Source organism: Faecalicatena orotica (assembly GCF_905197545.1).
GTDB lineage: Bacteria > Bacillota > Clostridia > Lachnospirales > Lachnospiraceae > Faecalicatena_A > Faecalicatena_A orotica.
The window spans coordinates 618,594-634,110 of record NZ_CAJJZH010000002.1; the positions used below are offsets into that span (position 1 = coordinate 618,594).

Below are 15,517 nucleotides of genomic sequence, written 5' to 3' on the forward strand. Positions count from 1 at the left end.
ATGGCAAAGAAAAGACGTTTTGATTTCACAAAAAAGAATAAACGCAGCGGAAAAGTTGAAAATGTCGGCTATTTGGATTTGGAACAGGACGAGGAACAGAGCAGATGTTCCTTGTATTTCTACGGTGACATTGTATCAGCAACATGGGAATCCATGTGGTTCGAGGAGGACAGATGCCCGCAGGACATCGCAGATTTCCTCAACCAGTTGGATGGGTATGAGGACATCGACATCTATTTCAATTCCGGTGGAGGTGATGTATTCGCAGGACTGGCAATCTATAACCAGTTGAAACGATACTCCGGACACAAAGTCGGATATGTTGATGGAATGGCTGCGTCAATCGCATCTGTCATCATGTTCGCATGTGATGAACTGCATTTTGCGACAGGAGCACAGGCGATGATTCACAAGCCTTTATGTATGGCATGGGGCAACGCAGACGATTTCAAAGAGGTCATCAAACAACTTGATTTATGCGAGGATTCAATTCTCGACGTTTACGAGGAACACTTGAAAGAGGGTGTGACGAGAGACAAAATCAAGTCTTTCATGGCGAAAGAAAAGTGGTTCAGCGGTGCAGAACTGGCAGAGTATTTCGACGTTTTGATTGATGAAAAGGCAGCAGTCGCAGCGTGTGCATCAGATTATTTTGAAAAATACAACCATGTTCCGGAGAGCATCAAAGGAACAGCCACAAAGGACATTGTCGATGCGGTGCTTGCGGAACTGGAGAACAGGAACAATGCAGCAGCAGAGGCAGAGAAACAGAGAATCGAGGCAGAAAAGCAGGATATTCTTGCAGACCTCGACATGTATGGAATTTAAGAAAGAGAGGACATGATTCATGAACAAGGAAATGCAGAAACTGTTGAAAGCAATCAACGACAAAAAGAATGAGGTCAAGAGCCTTGTGAACGATGGAAAACTCGACAAGGCAAAGGCAGCAAAAGAGGAACTCAAAGAGTTACAGGAAAAGTTTGACCTACTGTTCGATTTGGACGAGGAGGAACATGAGGAGATCGAGGACAAGGTGGCGACGGGAACAGCAAAGACCATCGGGGCAAAAGCAGACAAGAAAAACCTCGTGAAAGCGTTCGTCAATATCGTCAAGTGCGGATTCTTAAAGAGAGAACCGGACGAGGGAGATGTCAAGGTGTACAAGGATGCGTTAAGCACAGACACCACAAAGGGAGACGATGATGAAATGGGAATCGGTGTCACCGTTCCGGAGGACATCAGAACAGACATCATCGAGTTAAGACGTTCAGAGGACAACCTGGAGCAGTATGTCAATGTGGAGGGAGTGACAACAAAGAGCGGTTCTCGAAACATTGAGGTCGATGCAGATTCCACTCCGTTCGACAATGTGGACGAGGAGGCGGATTTCCCCGACATGGATGAGCCGAAGTTCAAAAAGATTGTGTATGCAATCAAGAAAAAAGGTGGCATCTTAAAAATCACCGCAGAACTGTTTGAGGACACCGCAGCCAATGTCATGGCATACATCAACAAATGGATTGCCAAGAAAACAAAGGCGACAAGAAATGCGATGATTCTCAAGGTTGCGGACGAGATGACAAAGGGAAAAGAGGTTGTGATTTCCACAATCGACAGCCTCAAGGACGTGTTCAACGTGGGTCTCGACCCTGCTATCACAACCGGAGCAATGGTCATCGCAAATCAGAACGGGTACAACTACCTCGACAAGTTAAAGGATAAGGATGGAAAGTACATTTTGCAGCCGAATCCTACACAGCCGACACAGATGATGTTGTTCGGTAAATATCCGATTGTCAAGGTGTCAAACAGGACTGTGAAATCTGAACCAGTGTACTCACCTGCGTTCACAATCTCCGGTAGCAAATTAGCAATCGACGGAACAACCACAGCAATCGACGCATCAGCAACGTCCGACGTAACAGCATGGAAAGTCGTGAAAGGAAAGTATATTGTAACTTGCAAAGGACAGGAGCAGGAAACGACAGTCGATGCAAAGGTGTCAGCATACAAGCATCCTGTGTATATGGGCGATTTAAAAGAGGCTATCACATTATTTGACAGAAATGTCATCACAATCGACATGAACGACAAGGCAGCAGGTTTGTGGGAGAAAGACATGACCGGAATCAAGGTTCGTGACCGTTTCGACGTGCAGCCTGTTGATGATGGAGCAATCATCAAAGGCAACATCACGGAAGTTGTGCAGGGATAAGAAATGCAGCAGGGCGGGAACACCCGCCCTGTGATTGAAAGCAGGTGAATGAAATGACGGACGAGGAAAAGAAAGAGTATAGAGACAAACTGGTTGAGGACTGCATGAAATACAATCACATCGACTATGACGACGACAAGGACATTGTCGAGACTATGGTTGAGGCGATTGCATCAGAGGAGTTGATGGAACTGATTCCGAATTTCGACCCATACAATTTGACCGCCCGTCAGAGATTGCTTGTATATTCTTTCGTCAAGGAATTGTACGACCACAGGGAGAAGTATCAGAACGGTACACAGCAACTCACAAATGCGGTCTCAACCATGCTACTCAATGAAAAGTATGGAGGGAGCAGTGAATGACCGGACGGGTGAAAATAATCAGAGTGACCACAGAAATCAAGGCGGGCAGGAAAGAACCGACAACAGAGGTGTTTTATGAGTGTTGGTGCGATGTTCAGAGTTTGGGAACAAATGAGAAATACACAGCACTGCAAGCAGGTCTTGAGAACACCATTGTTTTCAAGGTTCGGAATTGCAAGCGGATGAAAGAGGTCAGAAAGAAAATGAAAGAGTTCTATGCAGAGTATGACGGAACACGATTCGACATCTATGACGCATCACCGATGTTCACAGATAACGGATGGGTGCTTGTGAAATGTCGTGCGGTTGCATAGGTGTCACATTCTGACACGGAGGTGAGGACATGAAAATTGACATGGAGTTCAAAGGACTGGAGGAACTGGTGAAAGCGTTTGAAAGTGCTGCATCGGATGAAGATATTGCACAGGTAAATAAAACGATCGCTGAAAAAGGTGAACCGGTTGTACAGAGAATCATGTCCGGAAAAATCCCAAAGTCAAAGGACATCAAAAAAAGTGGGCGAGGGTTCGGTTCAAAATCATCCGTGTCCGCACATGCAGCAGATGAAATCCCTATCGGGAAAGTAAAGGTGAACGGTACGGGAGCGACAGCAGATGTCGGATGGGAAAAGAACACACAGGACGAGGGCGGTCATTTCTACGTCCGTTTTATTAACTGGGGAACGATTTACAGACCGCCACAAGAGTTCATATATGCAACAGGCAGGGAGGCAGATGCAGAACTGCAAAAGATAGCAGAACAGGAATATCAAGCGTATTTAGACAGGACAGTGGGGTGATAAGCATGGACAGCAGTCCGGACATTATAAAAGACGCATCAGACGCACTCAAGCCGATAGAGGACAGAGGAATCACCGTGATGCAGGGGTGGTATGACAAAGACCTCAACAAATGTCATGTGACATTGTGGGATTTGGGCGAAACCGATGACAATTTTTCGGATGATGATGCGGAGGGAGTGACACTTTCCTTGCAAATCACCATTTTCTCAAAGGAGGACGAGGTGGAACTGGCAAGGGAAATCAAGTCTCTCATGAAAGAGAATGGGTTCTCATTCGAGGGGAGAAACGGAGACGATTCAAAACCGGAAGATGGAATCTATATGAAAGCACAGCGATTCACAAAATATTATGAAAGCGAGGAAAAATCATGAGCGAAACAGTAACACAGGTAAATGAAACCACACAGCAGATTGTAAGGAGTAGAACTTGCGGTCTGAAAGATTTCTACATCGCACTGGTGCAGAGCAATACTGCAACAGCATACACAGCCGGAACTCCGGTGAAATTAGCGAGGGCAATCAAAGCGAAAATTGATGAAAAGTGGACAAGTGAGAAAATCTACTCCGACGATAACACCGAGGAGGTCATCACCTCATACGAGGGAACAGATGTCGAACTGGAGATCAATGCTCTTGCACCGCAGGACAGAGTGATTCTGTTCGGGCAGTTGTACGAGAAAGGATTCTTGAAAAAGTCATCTGACGACAGAGCACCGGAGGTCGCTGTCGGATGGAGAGAAAGAAAACTCAACGGGAAATATGAGTTCAAGTGGCTTTATGTCGGAAAGTTTGCAGAGGGTATCAGCGAGGAGGCAAGCACTAAAGAGGGAAAACTGTCACCTACAACCAAGAGCATCAAGGGCAGTTTCTACGAGCGTAGCATCGACAATCTGTATGAGGTATCTGTTGATGAATCCAACCTTGTAGCAGAGGACACGGATGCAGCAAAAGCAATCAAAGACTGGTTCTCAAAAGTGCAGGAAGTACCGGACGCAGCAGCGTAAAACAAGAGAGGATATAACAGGAGGATAATTCAATGAATAGAAAAATTATCGTGAATCATAAAGAGTTCAAAATGGAGAAAATGTCTGCGGACACATACATGGAATATCTCGAACTTGCAGAACAGATTGACGCTGCGACATCCGAGAGAGCGTCAAAAAGATACTCACGACAGGAAATTGAGGCGATGATGTTGTTCATCTGCAAAGCATACGGAAATCAGTTCACGGTTGACGAGTTAAAGGACGCAGAGAGCGGACTGGATGCAGCAGGAATCGTCATCGAGTTCAACATGATTGACATGGGAATCGCAGAGGAAATGAACAAGAGAATGGACAAGATGATGAAAAATTTTCAGAGTGGCAAGTGATTCCGGAAATAACAATCACTTGCAGCACAGGAAAAGTATTCATCAATAACATAACGGTTGAGCAGTACAAGAAATATGCTGCACTCATGGAGAAAAACGGTTCGGACAAAATAACGGATGCACTGTTTTTCAACAAAAGAATTATTCAAGAGATATTCGGAAACAGGATGTCTCTCGATGAACTGGGTGAGGTGGATGTCATTGAATTTCTGACAGCATCAAAGGGGATTCATTTCATCATGCAGGATATTGTTTCCGATGCGTTGCTGAACATTGTCGAGACAGAGCCAATCGAAAGAGAGACATCTGCGTTCGACGAATATGACCGTGAGAATGGATATGAGGACGAGGAGCAGGAAGAACAGAACACATGGAAGATATGCGGAGAAATCGTTGACCGTGTGACAAAAATTGCGATTCGGCTCATGCGGGAATCATACGGGCAGTGCATGAAAGAAAATATCATTGAACTGCTGAAATATCTGAAATTTGAACTTGAAACGGTGAACGAGAACACATAACACAGAGAGGAGGAGAACCGATGGCACATACAAGCGTGAAGATTTCAGCAAATTCGTCTGATTATCAGTCACAAATGAAATCTGCTGCGTCACAGATGAAAGTGTTATCCAGTGAGTTCAAACTGGCACAGACGCAAGCAAAAGCGTTCGGTTCGGCAGCAGACCAACTCAAGGCGAAAGCCGAGAGCCTCACTCAAAAAATCACTCTGCAAAAGAATATCGTTCAATTAAACAGTGAGCAACAAGCAAAACTCACGCAGAAACTTTCAGACCAAAAGACAAAGCAGGAGGAATTGAAAACAAAGGTCGAGGCAGCAAAGAAAGCCTATGAGGATTCAACAAAGGCGACCGGAGCAAATTCAGAGCAGTCAAAGGCACTGAAAGAGGAACTCGACAAACTGGAGCAGGAATTTAAGGCAAACGAGACAGCAATCGGAAAGACGGAGACTGCTCTTGCAAATCAGACCACAAAGACGAACGCATCAAAAGCATCACTCGTCGAGATGGAATCTGAACTCGAAAAAGTAAACAAGGAACTGAAAAATCATAAACTGAATGAATTTACAAGCGGTTGTGACAAAGCAGGACAAAAGATGGAGAGTTTCGGAAAGAAAATGTCCGTCGTTTCTGCGGGAATTGCTGCAATAGGAGCAGCATCAATCGCAGCGTTCAAGGAACTCGACGAGGGATATGACACGATAGTGACAAAGACCGGAGCAACCGGAGAGGCACTGGAGGGATTGACCGCATCTGCGGACAATGTTTTCGGAAGTATGCCGGAGGACATGTCAACGGTCGGAGAGGCTATCGGTGAAGTAAACACGAGATTTCATTCGACAGGAGAGGAACTGGAGAGCCTGTCAACGCAATTCATTCAGTTTTCGAGCATAAACGGAACGAATGTGACACAGTCTGTTGACCAAGTGGACAAAATCATGAAAGCGTGGAACATAGACACATCACAGACGGGGAATCTGTTGGGATTGCTGACATCAAAAGCACAGGAGACAGGAATTTCCGTTGACAAACTCGAAAGTTATGTACTGGATAACAATTCAGCGTTCAAAGAGATGGGGTTGTCATTACCACAAGCAATCAATTTGATGGCTCAATTCGATGCGAACGGTGTTGATTCTACGACAGCACTGGCAGGACTGAAAAAGGCATTGCAGAACGCAACAGCCGAGGGAAAGTCAATGGATGTCGCACTGGAGGAGACAATCGGCAGCATTAAGAACGCAAAGACGGACACAGAGGCTTTACAGATTGCGACAGAACTGTTTGGGAAAAAGGGTGCTGCGGAAATGGCGACAGCAATCCGAGAGAACAGAATTGACCTCACAAGCCTGTCATCCTCAATGTCGGAATATGGAACGACGGTCGAGGACACATACAACGGAACACTCGACCCGATTGATAATGCAACAATAGCGATGAACAATGCAAAACTGGCATTGTCAACACTGGCGACAACAGCACAGACCGCAGCAGCACCAGTAATCGAAAAGGTGACGACAAAGATTCAAGAACTGACAAAGTGGTTCACCTCTCTTGACGAGGGGCAACAGCAGACAATCATCAAGGTCGGTCTTATGGTGGCTGCGGTGGGTCCTTTAGCAATCGGATTCGGAAAAGTAGCACAGGGAATATCGACGACGGTGAAAACGGGTCAACAGTTTGCATCGTTTGTCGGAGGAATCATCGCAAAGATAACAGCCAAGACAGCAGCAACCGCAGCAGGAACAGCAGCAGACACAGCAGGGGCAGCAGCGGAGGCAGCACATACCGCAGCAACAGCGACAGCGACCGGAGTGACTGGAGGAATGACGGTGGCACAGACCGCCCTCAATGCAGTCATGAATCTGTGTCCGATTATTTTAATTGTGACACTGATTGCAGGACTGATCGCAGCAGGAATCGCTTTATATAAAAACTGGGATAAGGTCAAAGAAAAATTATCCGAGTTGTGGAGTAACGTCAAGGAGAAATTCAACGCAATCAAGGAAACCATAACGGGAGCGTTCTCGAAAGCAAAAGAGGCGGTCACGAATAAGGTGAACGAGATAAAAGATTCGGTTGCGAATAGTGCAGTCGGACAAGCAGCGACAAAGACGTTTTCAGCGGTGAAAAATACTGTCACAAAGTTCATGGGGGCAGCAGTTGACACCGCAAAGGAGAAACTGGGGAACATGAAAACCGCCTATGAGGAAAACGGGGGCGGTATTAAAGGAGTAGTTGCAGCAGGATGGGAGGGAATCAAAGGCTATTACACAGCCGGATTCACGTTCGTTGATAATCTGTCGGGAGGAAAACTGACAGAAATCAAGACAAAATTCTCCGAAAAGACATCGGAAATCAAGACGAAAGTCTCCGAGGGTTGGGAGAATATGAAAACGACGGTCACATCCAAGATGACCGAGTGGAAAACAAACGCATCAAATAAACTGACGGAAATCAGAACCGATTTCACGACGAAGATTTCCGGAATACAGTCCTATGTGTCAACCGGATGGTCTCACATGAAATCGACGATTTCAACGACGATGCAGCAGTGGAACACAGATGCGAGCAACAAACTCCTGTCACTCAAGAACGATTTTACAAACAAGGTCGAGAGCGTAAAACAGGGATGGTCAACGAGGTTTACAAACATCAAGGACACAGCGACGAATCTCATGGAGACCGCAAAGACCAATGTTTCCACAAAACTGGAAAATATGAAATCTGCCTATAACGAAAAAGGCGGGGGCATGAAAGGAATTGTGTCGGCTACATTCACAGGCATCAAGGACACGATGAACTCACTCATGTCCACAGCGAACACGTTGACAGGTGGAAAACTCGACAGCATCAAGTCATCTTTCTCGACAAAATTGAACGGTGCTCTTTCAACGGTCGGTTCAGTCATGGAGAGCATACGAGCAAAATTCAGCGAAAAGATGGAATCCGCAAAGACAGCGGTCTCAAATGCTATCGACAGAATCAAGGGATTTTTCAATTTTGAGTGGTCATTGCCACATTTGAAAATGCCACATTTTAGTATATCCGGTTCGTTCAGTCTGAACCCTCCATCTGTACCGTCATTCGGTGTTGAATGGTACAAAACAGGAGGAATCATGACAAGTCCGACAGTGTTCGGAATGAATGGAACGAGGCTCATGGTCGGAGGAGAGGCAGGAGCAGAGGCAATCTTGCCACTTGCAGAGTTTTACACAGAATTGAACTCAATGCTTGACCGAAAGCTGAAAGCGATCAATCAGAATGTGAACGCTTTTATCGAGGTTCACAACTATATTGACGGAGACGAAGTGGCAAGCAGAACGACCGAAAAGGTCAGTGATAATCTTGCAATAGCAACAAAAAAACGGAGGTGAGGACATGAAAATTGACAGCATAGACATTCGGTCATTCGATGCAAAGCAGTTGACAGTTGATTTCGAGCCTCCACAGACGGGGGTGACGGTGGAGATGTTCGACGGGGCATTGATACCGTCGGAATCCGAAACATACACACCATTGTCCGGACTGACAGTGACAGTCCTGTTCAGAGGAAAAGACAGAGACGAGGTTCAAAAACATGTCAGTGATTTCAATGCAGAGTTGCAGAAAGGTGTTGTCCTTACACTGGACGGGTACAGTCGACATTTTAAGGCATATATGACGGGGAACTCGTTGAGCAAGACAATAACGAAAACACGGTACACAGCAGAGTTCAAATTCACGGGGTACTGGTTCAGCGACGAAGTGAGTTTGAACTGGCAGGGAGCGTATGAGGCAATATTTGAGGCACAGGGAAACAGGGCGACACCGTGCAGACTGACAATCACAGCAACGGAGTACATTGAGCAGTTAAGAATCAACGGTCTTTCCTGCGGTGAAATTATTATCGACACGATTCCGAGAGGAGCAACCGTCATCATTGACGGAGAAACAGGATTCGCAACGATGGACGGAGAGAACAAGTTCAAGGATGTGTCATTGATGGAATTTCCGTATCTCACAACAGGGCAGGAAAAGGAACATCATCTCATTTTCTCTGACAATAACGCACTTGTCACATTGCAGTATAAACCTATGTGGTTATAGGAGGCGGTCAGATGGATTTGTACAATGATTCACACGAAAAGGTGTGTATTTTATCCGGAATAAAAGAAACGTGCATCACAAGCACTCTCAAGACTGGAGATAAGGAAATCACATTCGAGTTCCGAAAGACAAACAGGTATGCAGCGGACATCAAAGAGGAGGGATATATCAGAACCGACACGGACGAATTTGTTATCAAACAGGTCGAGCCGAGCGGGGAATGGTACAAATGCACCGGAACATTGAACGTCGAGGAACTGGAGGGCAAACAATATCCGCAGGGATTCGAGACTGTGGAAAAGACGGTCGATGAATGTCTAACAGAGGCAATCGACGGAACTGGATGGAAAGTCATCCGGTGCGATGTTTCCAAAAAGAGAACAATCCGGATAGAGCAGAACTGTTCTGCATGGGATGTCGCTCAACAGGCAATTACAACGTATAGATGCGAGATGGTGTTCGATTCTCTGAACAAGGGAATTTCGGTATATGAGAAATACGGAGAGGACAGAGGAGCATATTTCATTGAACGTCTGAACCTCAAGCGGTTGCAGGTGCAGTCAAACTCATACGACTTTGCAACAAGGCTCATTCCGATAGGGAAAGATGGATTGATGTTGAATATCGACGGGAAAAATTATGTTGAGAATCACCAGTATTCAAAGAAAGTGAAAACGATGACGTGGAAAGATGAAAGATACACGGATGCGGAATCACTGAAAGAGGATGCGGAGGCGAAACTGGACGAACTTTCCAAACCATACAGGTCGTACACAGCAGAAATCATCAATCTTGTTGAGGCAGTGCAGGACGAGGAGAAAAAAGAACAGTACAAAGAGGTGTTCAGTATAGCACTGGGAGACACGGTGCTGCTGATCTCAAAGTCAACGGGAATCCGTGAGAGCCACAGGATTGTGAAATTCTATGAATACCCGTTGACGAAAGAAAAGAACAAGGTCGAACTGGCAAACACAAGACTGTCATTCGAGGAGGTTCAGAGAACCGAGCAAGAATTGTCATGAGGAGGTGAGAAAATTGGAAATCATTAGACACATCAAAGTGGATTTGTATGGAGACACACAGCATTTTGCAGTTGCAGCGAAACAGATGGATATGGGAACACGGTACATCGGAGTGACGCTCATGGAGGACGGTGTCGTGTATGAGATACCGGACAATGTGGAGGTCATTATCAACATGACCAAACCGGACAAGACACACGTTCACAACGATGGAGAAAAGTCCGGAAATGAGGCTCTCATTCCTCTCACAAGAGGCATGTTGCAGGTTCACGGAACAGCATTGTGTGAGGTGCAGTTGTATCAAAATGGTGCATTGCTGACGAGTGCGACGTTTGAGATGGAGATTTTTCCGTCACAGCGGGATGAATCGGAAATCATTCACTCCGGAGAATATACAAGACTGGAGAACACCATTGCAGCAGCGAGAGAGGCTCTGCAAATCGCACAGGACACACAGAACACCATTGATGCAGCAGAGGCGGTCAGACAGGCACAGGAGCGGTTGAGAGAGGCTGCTGAAAAGGCAAGAGAAATCAAAGAGAGCCGGAGAGAGGATGACACCGCAAAGGCGATTGCAAAATGTGTCGAGGCGATGGAGGCAGCAATCGAGCAGACAAAGAAATGTCTGACAGCGACCGAGGAGGCAAACAAAATCATCATCAGTCAGTCCGGTCTTGATGCGATACTGGCAGCAGTCAAAGACTACTATGAACGCATCAGAGAACTTGAGACGGACATCAACATCAATGTGGACGGAGGAACACCAAAATCAACCGACCTCCTGCTTGTCAAGGGAGGAACACCGTTCACGACCGATTATGACAAGTACATCGCAGGAACGTCACACACAATTTGAGAAAGAGGTGAAAAAGAATGGCAACAGCAACAATCACTTTGAAAAAGGGAACGACCGCAGAGTGGACGGAGAGCAAGAGGGTTCTCGATGATGGAGAACTGGGTCTCGAAACCACGACAAGCGGTCACAGAATCATCCGAATCGGTAACGGTTCGACAGAGTTCATGAGCCTCCCTGTCGCATTTGACATCGAGGAGGTCAGAGAAATCAAGACCGGAATGGACGAAGATGCAAAAACGTACTATGACGACATGGTAAAAAAGGGAACGGAGTTGCTTGCAGAAATGAAAGCACTGGCAACGACTGTCGAACTGGAGGACGATGCGACACAAATCAAGTATCGAATGGGTATCTCAAACGGTACGTTGTATTTTGAGGAAATCACAAAGGAGGCAAGTGAATAATGGCAGCAGGTGACAGAATATTCATGGCGAAAGAATCCACGTCGCAGGAGATTCTTTCCAACACAAAGAAAATTATCGAGGACGCAAAAGCAAAACCGAAAAGATACGGAATGAGAATCAACCTCCTCGACAGCAATCCGGCAACCCGTGTCAAATATCTTTATGATGCGGTTGGAATGACACCCGCAGGAATGAATTTCGCAGGAGGCGGGTTCGATTATGGAGACTGGGGAGATATTTGGTTCGTAAAGAAAAACCGTCCGGTCATGGTAAGAACTGACGGAACGGTTGACTATGAACTGAATCATGAAAACCATGCTCTCAAGCTGAACGGAGGAGCATCGGACATCACAAAAACATCATACGGTGGAAATGCAATGTCCGAGATTCCTCTGATTTGGGTCAAGAGATGGACACAGAACAATTATCATTTTGTTGTGTTCTGTGAGGAGCAGTACGATGACACATACAAAGCATACGCACACACCGACGCAGACGGAAATGTCCTGCCTGTGACATATTTCCCGATGTACGAGGGTTCGGTTGTCAACAACAGGATGCGTTCACTCTCCGGTCTCACACCGACAGCGTCCATGACAGACGAGCAGGAGACGACCGCAGCAAAGCAGAACGGTGACAGATGGGATAAACAGTCATTTTCTGAAATCAACCTCATGTATGAAATGTGTACGATGATTACATGCAGCACCAACTCACAAGGCAAGTTTGGAAACGGAAACAGTCAGTCCGACAATTTCTTGCAGACCGGAACGCTCAACGGAAAAGGACAGTTTTTCGGTTATACATCGACCACACAGGCAGTCAAAGTATTTTACTGCGAGAACTTCTTTGCGAACTACTGGAAACGTTTGAGAGGTCTGCTGCTTATCAACGGAGTGTATCATGTGAAAGCAGTTCCTCCGTATAACTCAACAGGTGCGGGGTACACAAACACAGGACTGACACCGTCCGGAACATCCGGAGGCTACTGTTCAAGAATGGAAATGGCATCCGACATCGGAAGAATCCCGACCGTTGCATCCGGAAGTGAGACCACATACGAATGTGATGGGTTATGGTTCAACAATACGATCGTTGCAGTTGCCCTGTTCGGTGGCTCCCGTGGCTACGGGTCGGGGTGCGGTTTGTCGTGCTGGAGTGTGTACAACCCTGCGACGGGCGTGAGCACGGACCTCGTGGCGAGCCTTTCTTGTAAACCGCCTGTTGCTGCTGCGTAAGCAGCGAGGGGGAACGGGGGAGATACTCCCCCGCAATAAAAAGGGAGGTTCGGAGGGTTTACCCTCCGAGGTGTCCGGTATGACAAGGATTTTCCACGATGATGGAAACGGGAGGCACATCCGACACAAACAGAAAAAATTGTGATAGAATCTCCGACATGACAAAAAGATGACCTTGACATGACAGGGGAATCGGTGTGCGTCATTGCCCTGTTCGGTGGCAACCGTGGCAACGGGTCGAAGTGCGGTTTGTCGTACTGGAATGTGAACAACCCTGCGACGAACGTGAACACGAACATCGTGGCGAGCCAATCTTATCAAATTATGGAGCATTTAACCAAAAGCACACCTTTTTCCTACACCGCAGGGTGTTGAAATACACCTAACCAGTGGAAATGATACCGATGCAGGCAGGGTCGAGTAAGAATATCAGAAAGACCTTGAGGTGATAAGAAAGATGGGAAAGAAATCCGTCAATAACCTGTACAAGCCTATGTTAGAACATAGCAATGTTGAGCAAAAATTTCATAAAGCAGCAAAGGGCAAGACAGAGCGTCCGGACGTTGCAGTGATATTAGAGCCGACCAACATTCAGAGACATGTCAAGAACGTCGTCGAGCAACTTGAGAACACTGCACCGGAGGGGTACGACGTACCGCATCCGGAAAAGGCATGGAAACCATCAAGACACGGGAAAGTCTGCATCAACGAGGGAACGAGCAGAAAAGTGAGAATGATTGAGAAACCTCGATACAATTATGAGCAGGTGATTCACCACATTGTCGTCTCTGCGTGTTATGACATTTTCATGAAAGGGATGTATGAGTTCTCGTGCGGGAGCGTACCGAACAGGGGTGCTCATTATGGGAAAAAGTACATCGAGAGGTGGATTCAGCGAGACAAAAAGAACTGCAAATATGTTCTCAAGATGGATATTCGACACTTTTTCGAGAGTGTTGACCATGATGTCTTGAAAGCGTGGCTCAAGAAGAAAATCAGAGACGAGAGAATGTTGCACATCCTCGAACTGATAATTGACGGGAGCGAGGTCGGGTTGCCTTTAGGGTTTTACACATCGCAGTGGTTGTCAAATTTCATGTTGCAGCCTCTCGACCATTTCATCAAAGAACAGTTGAAAGCGGTGCATTATATCCGGTATATGGATGATATGGTGGTGTTCGGAAAGAACAAAAAGGAACTCCACAGGATGCAGCAGGAGATTGAGAGATTCTTGAGAGAAAAGTTCAACTTGCAGATGAAAGGAAACTGGCAGGTGTTCCGGTTCGATTACACAGAGAAAAAGACCGGAAAGAGAAAAGGGAGACCACTCGATTTCATGGGATTCCAGTTCTATCACGACAAGACGATTCTGCGGGAAAGCATCATGTTGAGTTGCACACGGAAAGTCAACCGTGTCGCAAAGAAAGAGAAAATCACATGGTACGATGCAACCGCAATTCTGTCATACATGGGTTACTTGAGCAATACAGACACATACGACATGTACCTGCAAAGGGTCAAGCCTTATGTGAATGTTAAGAAATTAAAGAAAATAGTTAGCAAACATTCAAAGCGAAAGGAGCGAGAAAAACATGAAAGAATGGAGAGAAGTGTTCGGAACGGAGGCAGAACAGCCGGAGGAGTTCGACACAACAGCGTCACCGACAACGGTATATCAGAGACGCAATATCAAGAAAGCAACGAAAGAGGATGCAGACGGAAAGAAAATCACCGGATGGCAGCGAGAGGAGCGTGAGATGTCACGGGAGGAATATGACAGATTGACGCTCATGCAGGAGGTTGTTGCATCCAACACAACAGGAATCGTTGAATCCGTGACACAGTTTCAGAAAGATGCAGTCATCGACGAATACACACAACAGTTGATTGAGGAGGGGTTGATTTAATATGAAAATGCTTGTCGAAAGTCTGAAAAGAATGTACAAGAAAGGCACTCTCACCGAGGAACAGATCGCAGAGCGTGTCACAAAAGGAAGTATTTCAGCGGAGGAATATGAATACATCACGGGAAAAAAATATTCCGGTGGTGAGGCAAAATGACACCGCTTGAAATAATATCACGGTTGTGCGAGATAACGGAGGAGTTGTCCGGAATCGTGAAAAAGCAGCAAGAAATGATTGAACGCTCAAAAGTGGAGGAGGGGGTCAAAGAGGAACTCCGGAACATGGTCAATGAGGCAGACGGGAAACTGGATGTCCTTGAGTACCACATGAGACGATACTGCGACACCGACGACGTGGGAGCGTTCGGAAAGGAGCAGCAGAGTGACGATTGAACTCTCATTGTTGTTGAGCGGGATTTCCGTCGCATTTGCAATCTTTTTCGGGATTTCCAATAAAAAGCGGAATGACAAAAAGGATGCAGAGCAGGAGACGGAGGAACGTGCGACAGCGAACACACTCATGATGACAAAACTGGAGAACATTGCCGACGATGTCAAAGACATCAAACGTGACTACAAAGAGACACGGGCAGAGGTGCAGGATTTACACGACAGGGTTCTCATAGTTGAGCAGTCATTGAAATCGTATCACAAGAGACTGGACGGGATGAATTTGAACATTAAGACCGACCAATAACAGGAGGGCGGGAACAGGCAAGAATCAACCACATAA

20 protein-coding genes are annotated in these 15,517 nt (G+C 46.3%); all 20 read left to right on the plus strand.

The genetic code is table 11. The features are described from left to right. The 20 genes from ABIN22_RS06460 to ABIN22_RS06555 all read left to right on the plus strand — a co-directional run bounded on the left by ABIN22_RS06460 (position 1) and on the right by ABIN22_RS06555 (position 15,481). Positions 1-828, plus strand: a complete 828-nt coding sequence (locus tag ABIN22_RS06460) for a head maturation protease, ClpP-related (RefSeq protein ID WP_003506170.1) — start codon at positions 1-3, stop codon at positions 826-828. A 19-nt stretch (positions 829-847) separates the two neighbouring features. After that, a complete protein-coding gene (locus ABIN22_RS06465; protein WP_346907419.1) occupies positions 848-2,215 on the plus strand; it encodes a phage major capsid protein in 1,368 nt (455 codons plus the stop codon). 53 nt (positions 2,216-2,268) lie between these two features. Continuing rightward, complete coding sequence (locus ABIN22_RS06470; protein ID WP_003506174.1) at positions 2,269-2,580, plus strand: head-tail connector protein; 312 nt, start codon at positions 2,269-2,271, stop codon at positions 2,578-2,580. Beyond that, a complete protein-coding gene (locus ABIN22_RS06475; protein ID WP_004605268.1) occupies positions 2,577-2,894 on the plus strand; it encodes a phage head closure protein in 318 nt (105 codons plus the stop codon). Before ABIN22_RS06470 ends, ABIN22_RS06475 begins: the two co-directional genes overlap by 4 nt. A 29-nt stretch (positions 2,895-2,923) precedes the next feature. After that, entirely contained in the window at positions 2,924-3,379 is a 456-nt protein-coding gene (locus ABIN22_RS06480) for an HK97-gp10 family putative phage morphogenesis protein (protein WP_003506178.1), read from the plus strand. A 5-nt stretch (positions 3,380-3,384) separates the two neighbouring features. Further along, positions 3,385-3,753 carry a hypothetical protein gene (locus tag ABIN22_RS06485; protein WP_226970632.1) on the plus strand — a complete coding sequence of 123 codons (369 nt, stop codon included), beginning with the start codon at positions 3,385-3,387 and terminating at the stop codon, positions 3,751-3,753. Beyond that, positions 3,750-4,385 (plus strand): major tail protein, encoded by a 636-nt coding sequence (locus ABIN22_RS06490; RefSeq protein ID WP_346907421.1) that lies wholly within the window; start codon positions 3,750-3,752, stop codon positions 4,383-4,385. Before ABIN22_RS06485 ends, ABIN22_RS06490 begins: the two co-directional genes overlap by 4 nt. 32 nt (positions 4,386-4,417) lie before the next feature. Beyond that, on the plus strand, positions 4,418-4,753 hold the full coding sequence (gene gpG / locus ABIN22_RS06495) for a phage tail assembly chaperone G (RefSeq protein ID WP_055062300.1): 336 nt from the start codon (positions 4,418-4,420) through the stop codon (positions 4,751-4,753). Then, a complete protein-coding gene (locus tag ABIN22_RS06500; RefSeq protein WP_055062299.1) occupies positions 4,750-5,274 on the plus strand; it encodes a hypothetical protein in 525 nt (174 codons plus the stop codon). Before gpG ends, ABIN22_RS06500 begins: the two co-directional genes overlap by 4 nt. A 20-nt stretch (positions 5,275-5,294) precedes the next feature. After that, positions 5,295-8,648, plus strand: a complete 3,354-nt coding sequence (locus tag ABIN22_RS06505) for a phage tail tape measure protein (RefSeq protein WP_346907424.1) — start codon at positions 5,295-5,297, stop codon at positions 8,646-8,648. A gap of 4 nt (positions 8,649-8,652) precedes the next feature. Then, a complete protein-coding gene (locus tag ABIN22_RS06510; RefSeq protein WP_055062298.1) occupies positions 8,653-9,360 on the plus strand; it encodes a phage distal tail protein in 708 nt (235 codons plus the stop codon). An 11-nt stretch (positions 9,361-9,371) separates the two neighbouring features. After that, positions 9,372-10,382, plus strand: a complete 1,011-nt coding sequence (locus tag ABIN22_RS06515; RefSeq protein WP_207724089.1) for a phage tail protein — start codon at positions 9,372-9,374, stop codon at positions 10,380-10,382. A gap of 4 nt (positions 10,383-10,386) precedes the next feature. After that, positions 10,387-11,238 carry a BppU family phage baseplate upper protein gene (locus ABIN22_RS06520; protein WP_055062297.1) on the plus strand — a complete coding sequence of 284 codons (852 nt, stop codon included), beginning with the start codon at positions 10,387-10,389 and terminating at the stop codon, positions 11,236-11,238. Positions 11,239-11,255: 17 nt separating this feature from the next. Beyond that, positions 11,256-11,642 carry a hypothetical protein gene (locus tag ABIN22_RS06525; RefSeq protein WP_055062296.1) on the plus strand — a complete coding sequence of 129 codons (387 nt, stop codon included), beginning with the start codon at positions 11,256-11,258 and terminating at the stop codon, positions 11,640-11,642. Next, positions 11,642-12,880, plus strand: coding sequence for a hypothetical protein (locus ABIN22_RS06530; protein WP_346907427.1), 1,239 nt, complete (start codon positions 11,642-11,644; stop codon positions 12,878-12,880). The genes ABIN22_RS06525 and ABIN22_RS06530 overlap by 1 nt, the downstream gene beginning before the upstream one ends. Before the next feature lie 457 nt (positions 12,881-13,337). Beyond that, on the plus strand, positions 13,338-14,636 hold the full coding sequence (locus tag ABIN22_RS06535; RefSeq protein ID WP_346907429.1) for an RNA-directed DNA polymerase: 1,299 nt from the start codon (positions 13,338-13,340) through the stop codon (positions 14,634-14,636). 1 nt (position 14,637) lies between these two features. Then, the gene (locus ABIN22_RS06540) at positions 14,638-14,787 is read left to right on the plus strand and encodes a hypothetical protein (protein WP_004605279.1); all 150 of its coding nucleotides are present in this window, start codon (positions 14,638-14,640) and stop codon (positions 14,785-14,787) included. A 1-nt stretch (position 14,788) separates the two neighbouring features. Continuing rightward, a complete protein-coding gene (locus ABIN22_RS06545; RefSeq protein WP_346907431.1) occupies positions 14,789-14,941 on the plus strand; it encodes an XkdX family protein in 153 nt (50 codons plus the stop codon). Between the two features lie 56 nt (positions 14,942-14,997). Continuing rightward, a complete protein-coding gene (locus tag ABIN22_RS06550) occupies positions 14,998-15,177 on the plus strand; it encodes a hypothetical protein (RefSeq protein ID WP_346907433.1) in 180 nt (59 codons plus the stop codon). Then, positions 15,167-15,481 (plus strand): hypothetical protein, encoded by a 315-nt coding sequence (locus ABIN22_RS06555; RefSeq protein WP_004605281.1) that lies wholly within the window; start codon positions 15,167-15,169, stop codon positions 15,479-15,481. Before ABIN22_RS06550 ends, ABIN22_RS06555 begins: the two co-directional genes overlap by 11 nt. Positions 15,482-15,517 lie beyond the last annotated feature (36 nt).

Bases quoted from the DNA above. Each gene is read 5' to 3' on its own strand.
- ABIN22_RS06460 (WP_003506170.1), top strand. From the start codon at position 1: ATGGCAAAGAAAAGACGTTTTGATTTCACAAAAAAGAATAAACGCAGC.
- ABIN22_RS06465 (WP_346907419.1), top strand. From the start codon at position 848: ATGAACAAGGAAATGCAGAAACTGTTGAAAGCAATCAACGACAAAAAG.
- ABIN22_RS06470 (WP_003506174.1), top strand. From the start codon at position 2,269: ATGACGGACGAGGAAAAGAAAGAGTATAGAGACAAACTGGTTGAGGAC.
- ABIN22_RS06475 (WP_004605268.1), top strand. From the start codon at position 2,577: ATGACCGGACGGGTGAAAATAATCAGAGTGACCACAGAAATCAAGGCG.
- ABIN22_RS06480 (WP_003506178.1), top strand. From the start codon at position 2,924: ATGAAAATTGACATGGAGTTCAAAGGACTGGAGGAACTGGTGAAAGCG.
- ABIN22_RS06485 (WP_226970632.1), top strand. From the start codon at position 3,385: ATGGACAGCAGTCCGGACATTATAAAAGACGCATCAGACGCACTCAAG.
- ABIN22_RS06490 (WP_346907421.1), top strand. From the start codon at position 3,750: ATGAGCGAAACAGTAACACAGGTAAATGAAACCACACAGCAGATTGTA.
- gpG (WP_055062300.1), top strand. From the start codon at position 4,418: ATGAATAGAAAAATTATCGTGAATCATAAAGAGTTCAAAATGGAGAAA.
- ABIN22_RS06505 (WP_346907424.1), top strand. From the start codon at position 5,295: ATGGCACATACAAGCGTGAAGATTTCAGCAAATTCGTCTGATTATCAG.
- ABIN22_RS06510 (WP_055062298.1), top strand. From the start codon at position 8,653: ATGAAAATTGACAGCATAGACATTCGGTCATTCGATGCAAAGCAGTTG.
- ABIN22_RS06515 (WP_207724089.1), top strand. From the start codon at position 9,372: ATGGATTTGTACAATGATTCACACGAAAAGGTGTGTATTTTATCCGGA.
- ABIN22_RS06525 (WP_055062296.1), top strand. From the start codon at position 11,256: ATGGCAACAGCAACAATCACTTTGAAAAAGGGAACGACCGCAGAGTGG.
- ABIN22_RS06530 (WP_346907427.1), top strand. From the start codon at position 11,642: ATGGCAGCAGGTGACAGAATATTCATGGCGAAAGAATCCACGTCGCAG.
- ABIN22_RS06535 (WP_346907429.1), top strand. From the start codon at position 13,338: ATGGGAAAGAAATCCGTCAATAACCTGTACAAGCCTATGTTAGAACAT.
- ABIN22_RS06540 (WP_004605279.1), top strand. From the start codon at position 14,638: ATGTCACGGGAGGAATATGACAGATTGACGCTCATGCAGGAGGTTGTT.
- ABIN22_RS06545 (WP_346907431.1), top strand. From the start codon at position 14,789: ATGAAAATGCTTGTCGAAAGTCTGAAAAGAATGTACAAGAAAGGCACT.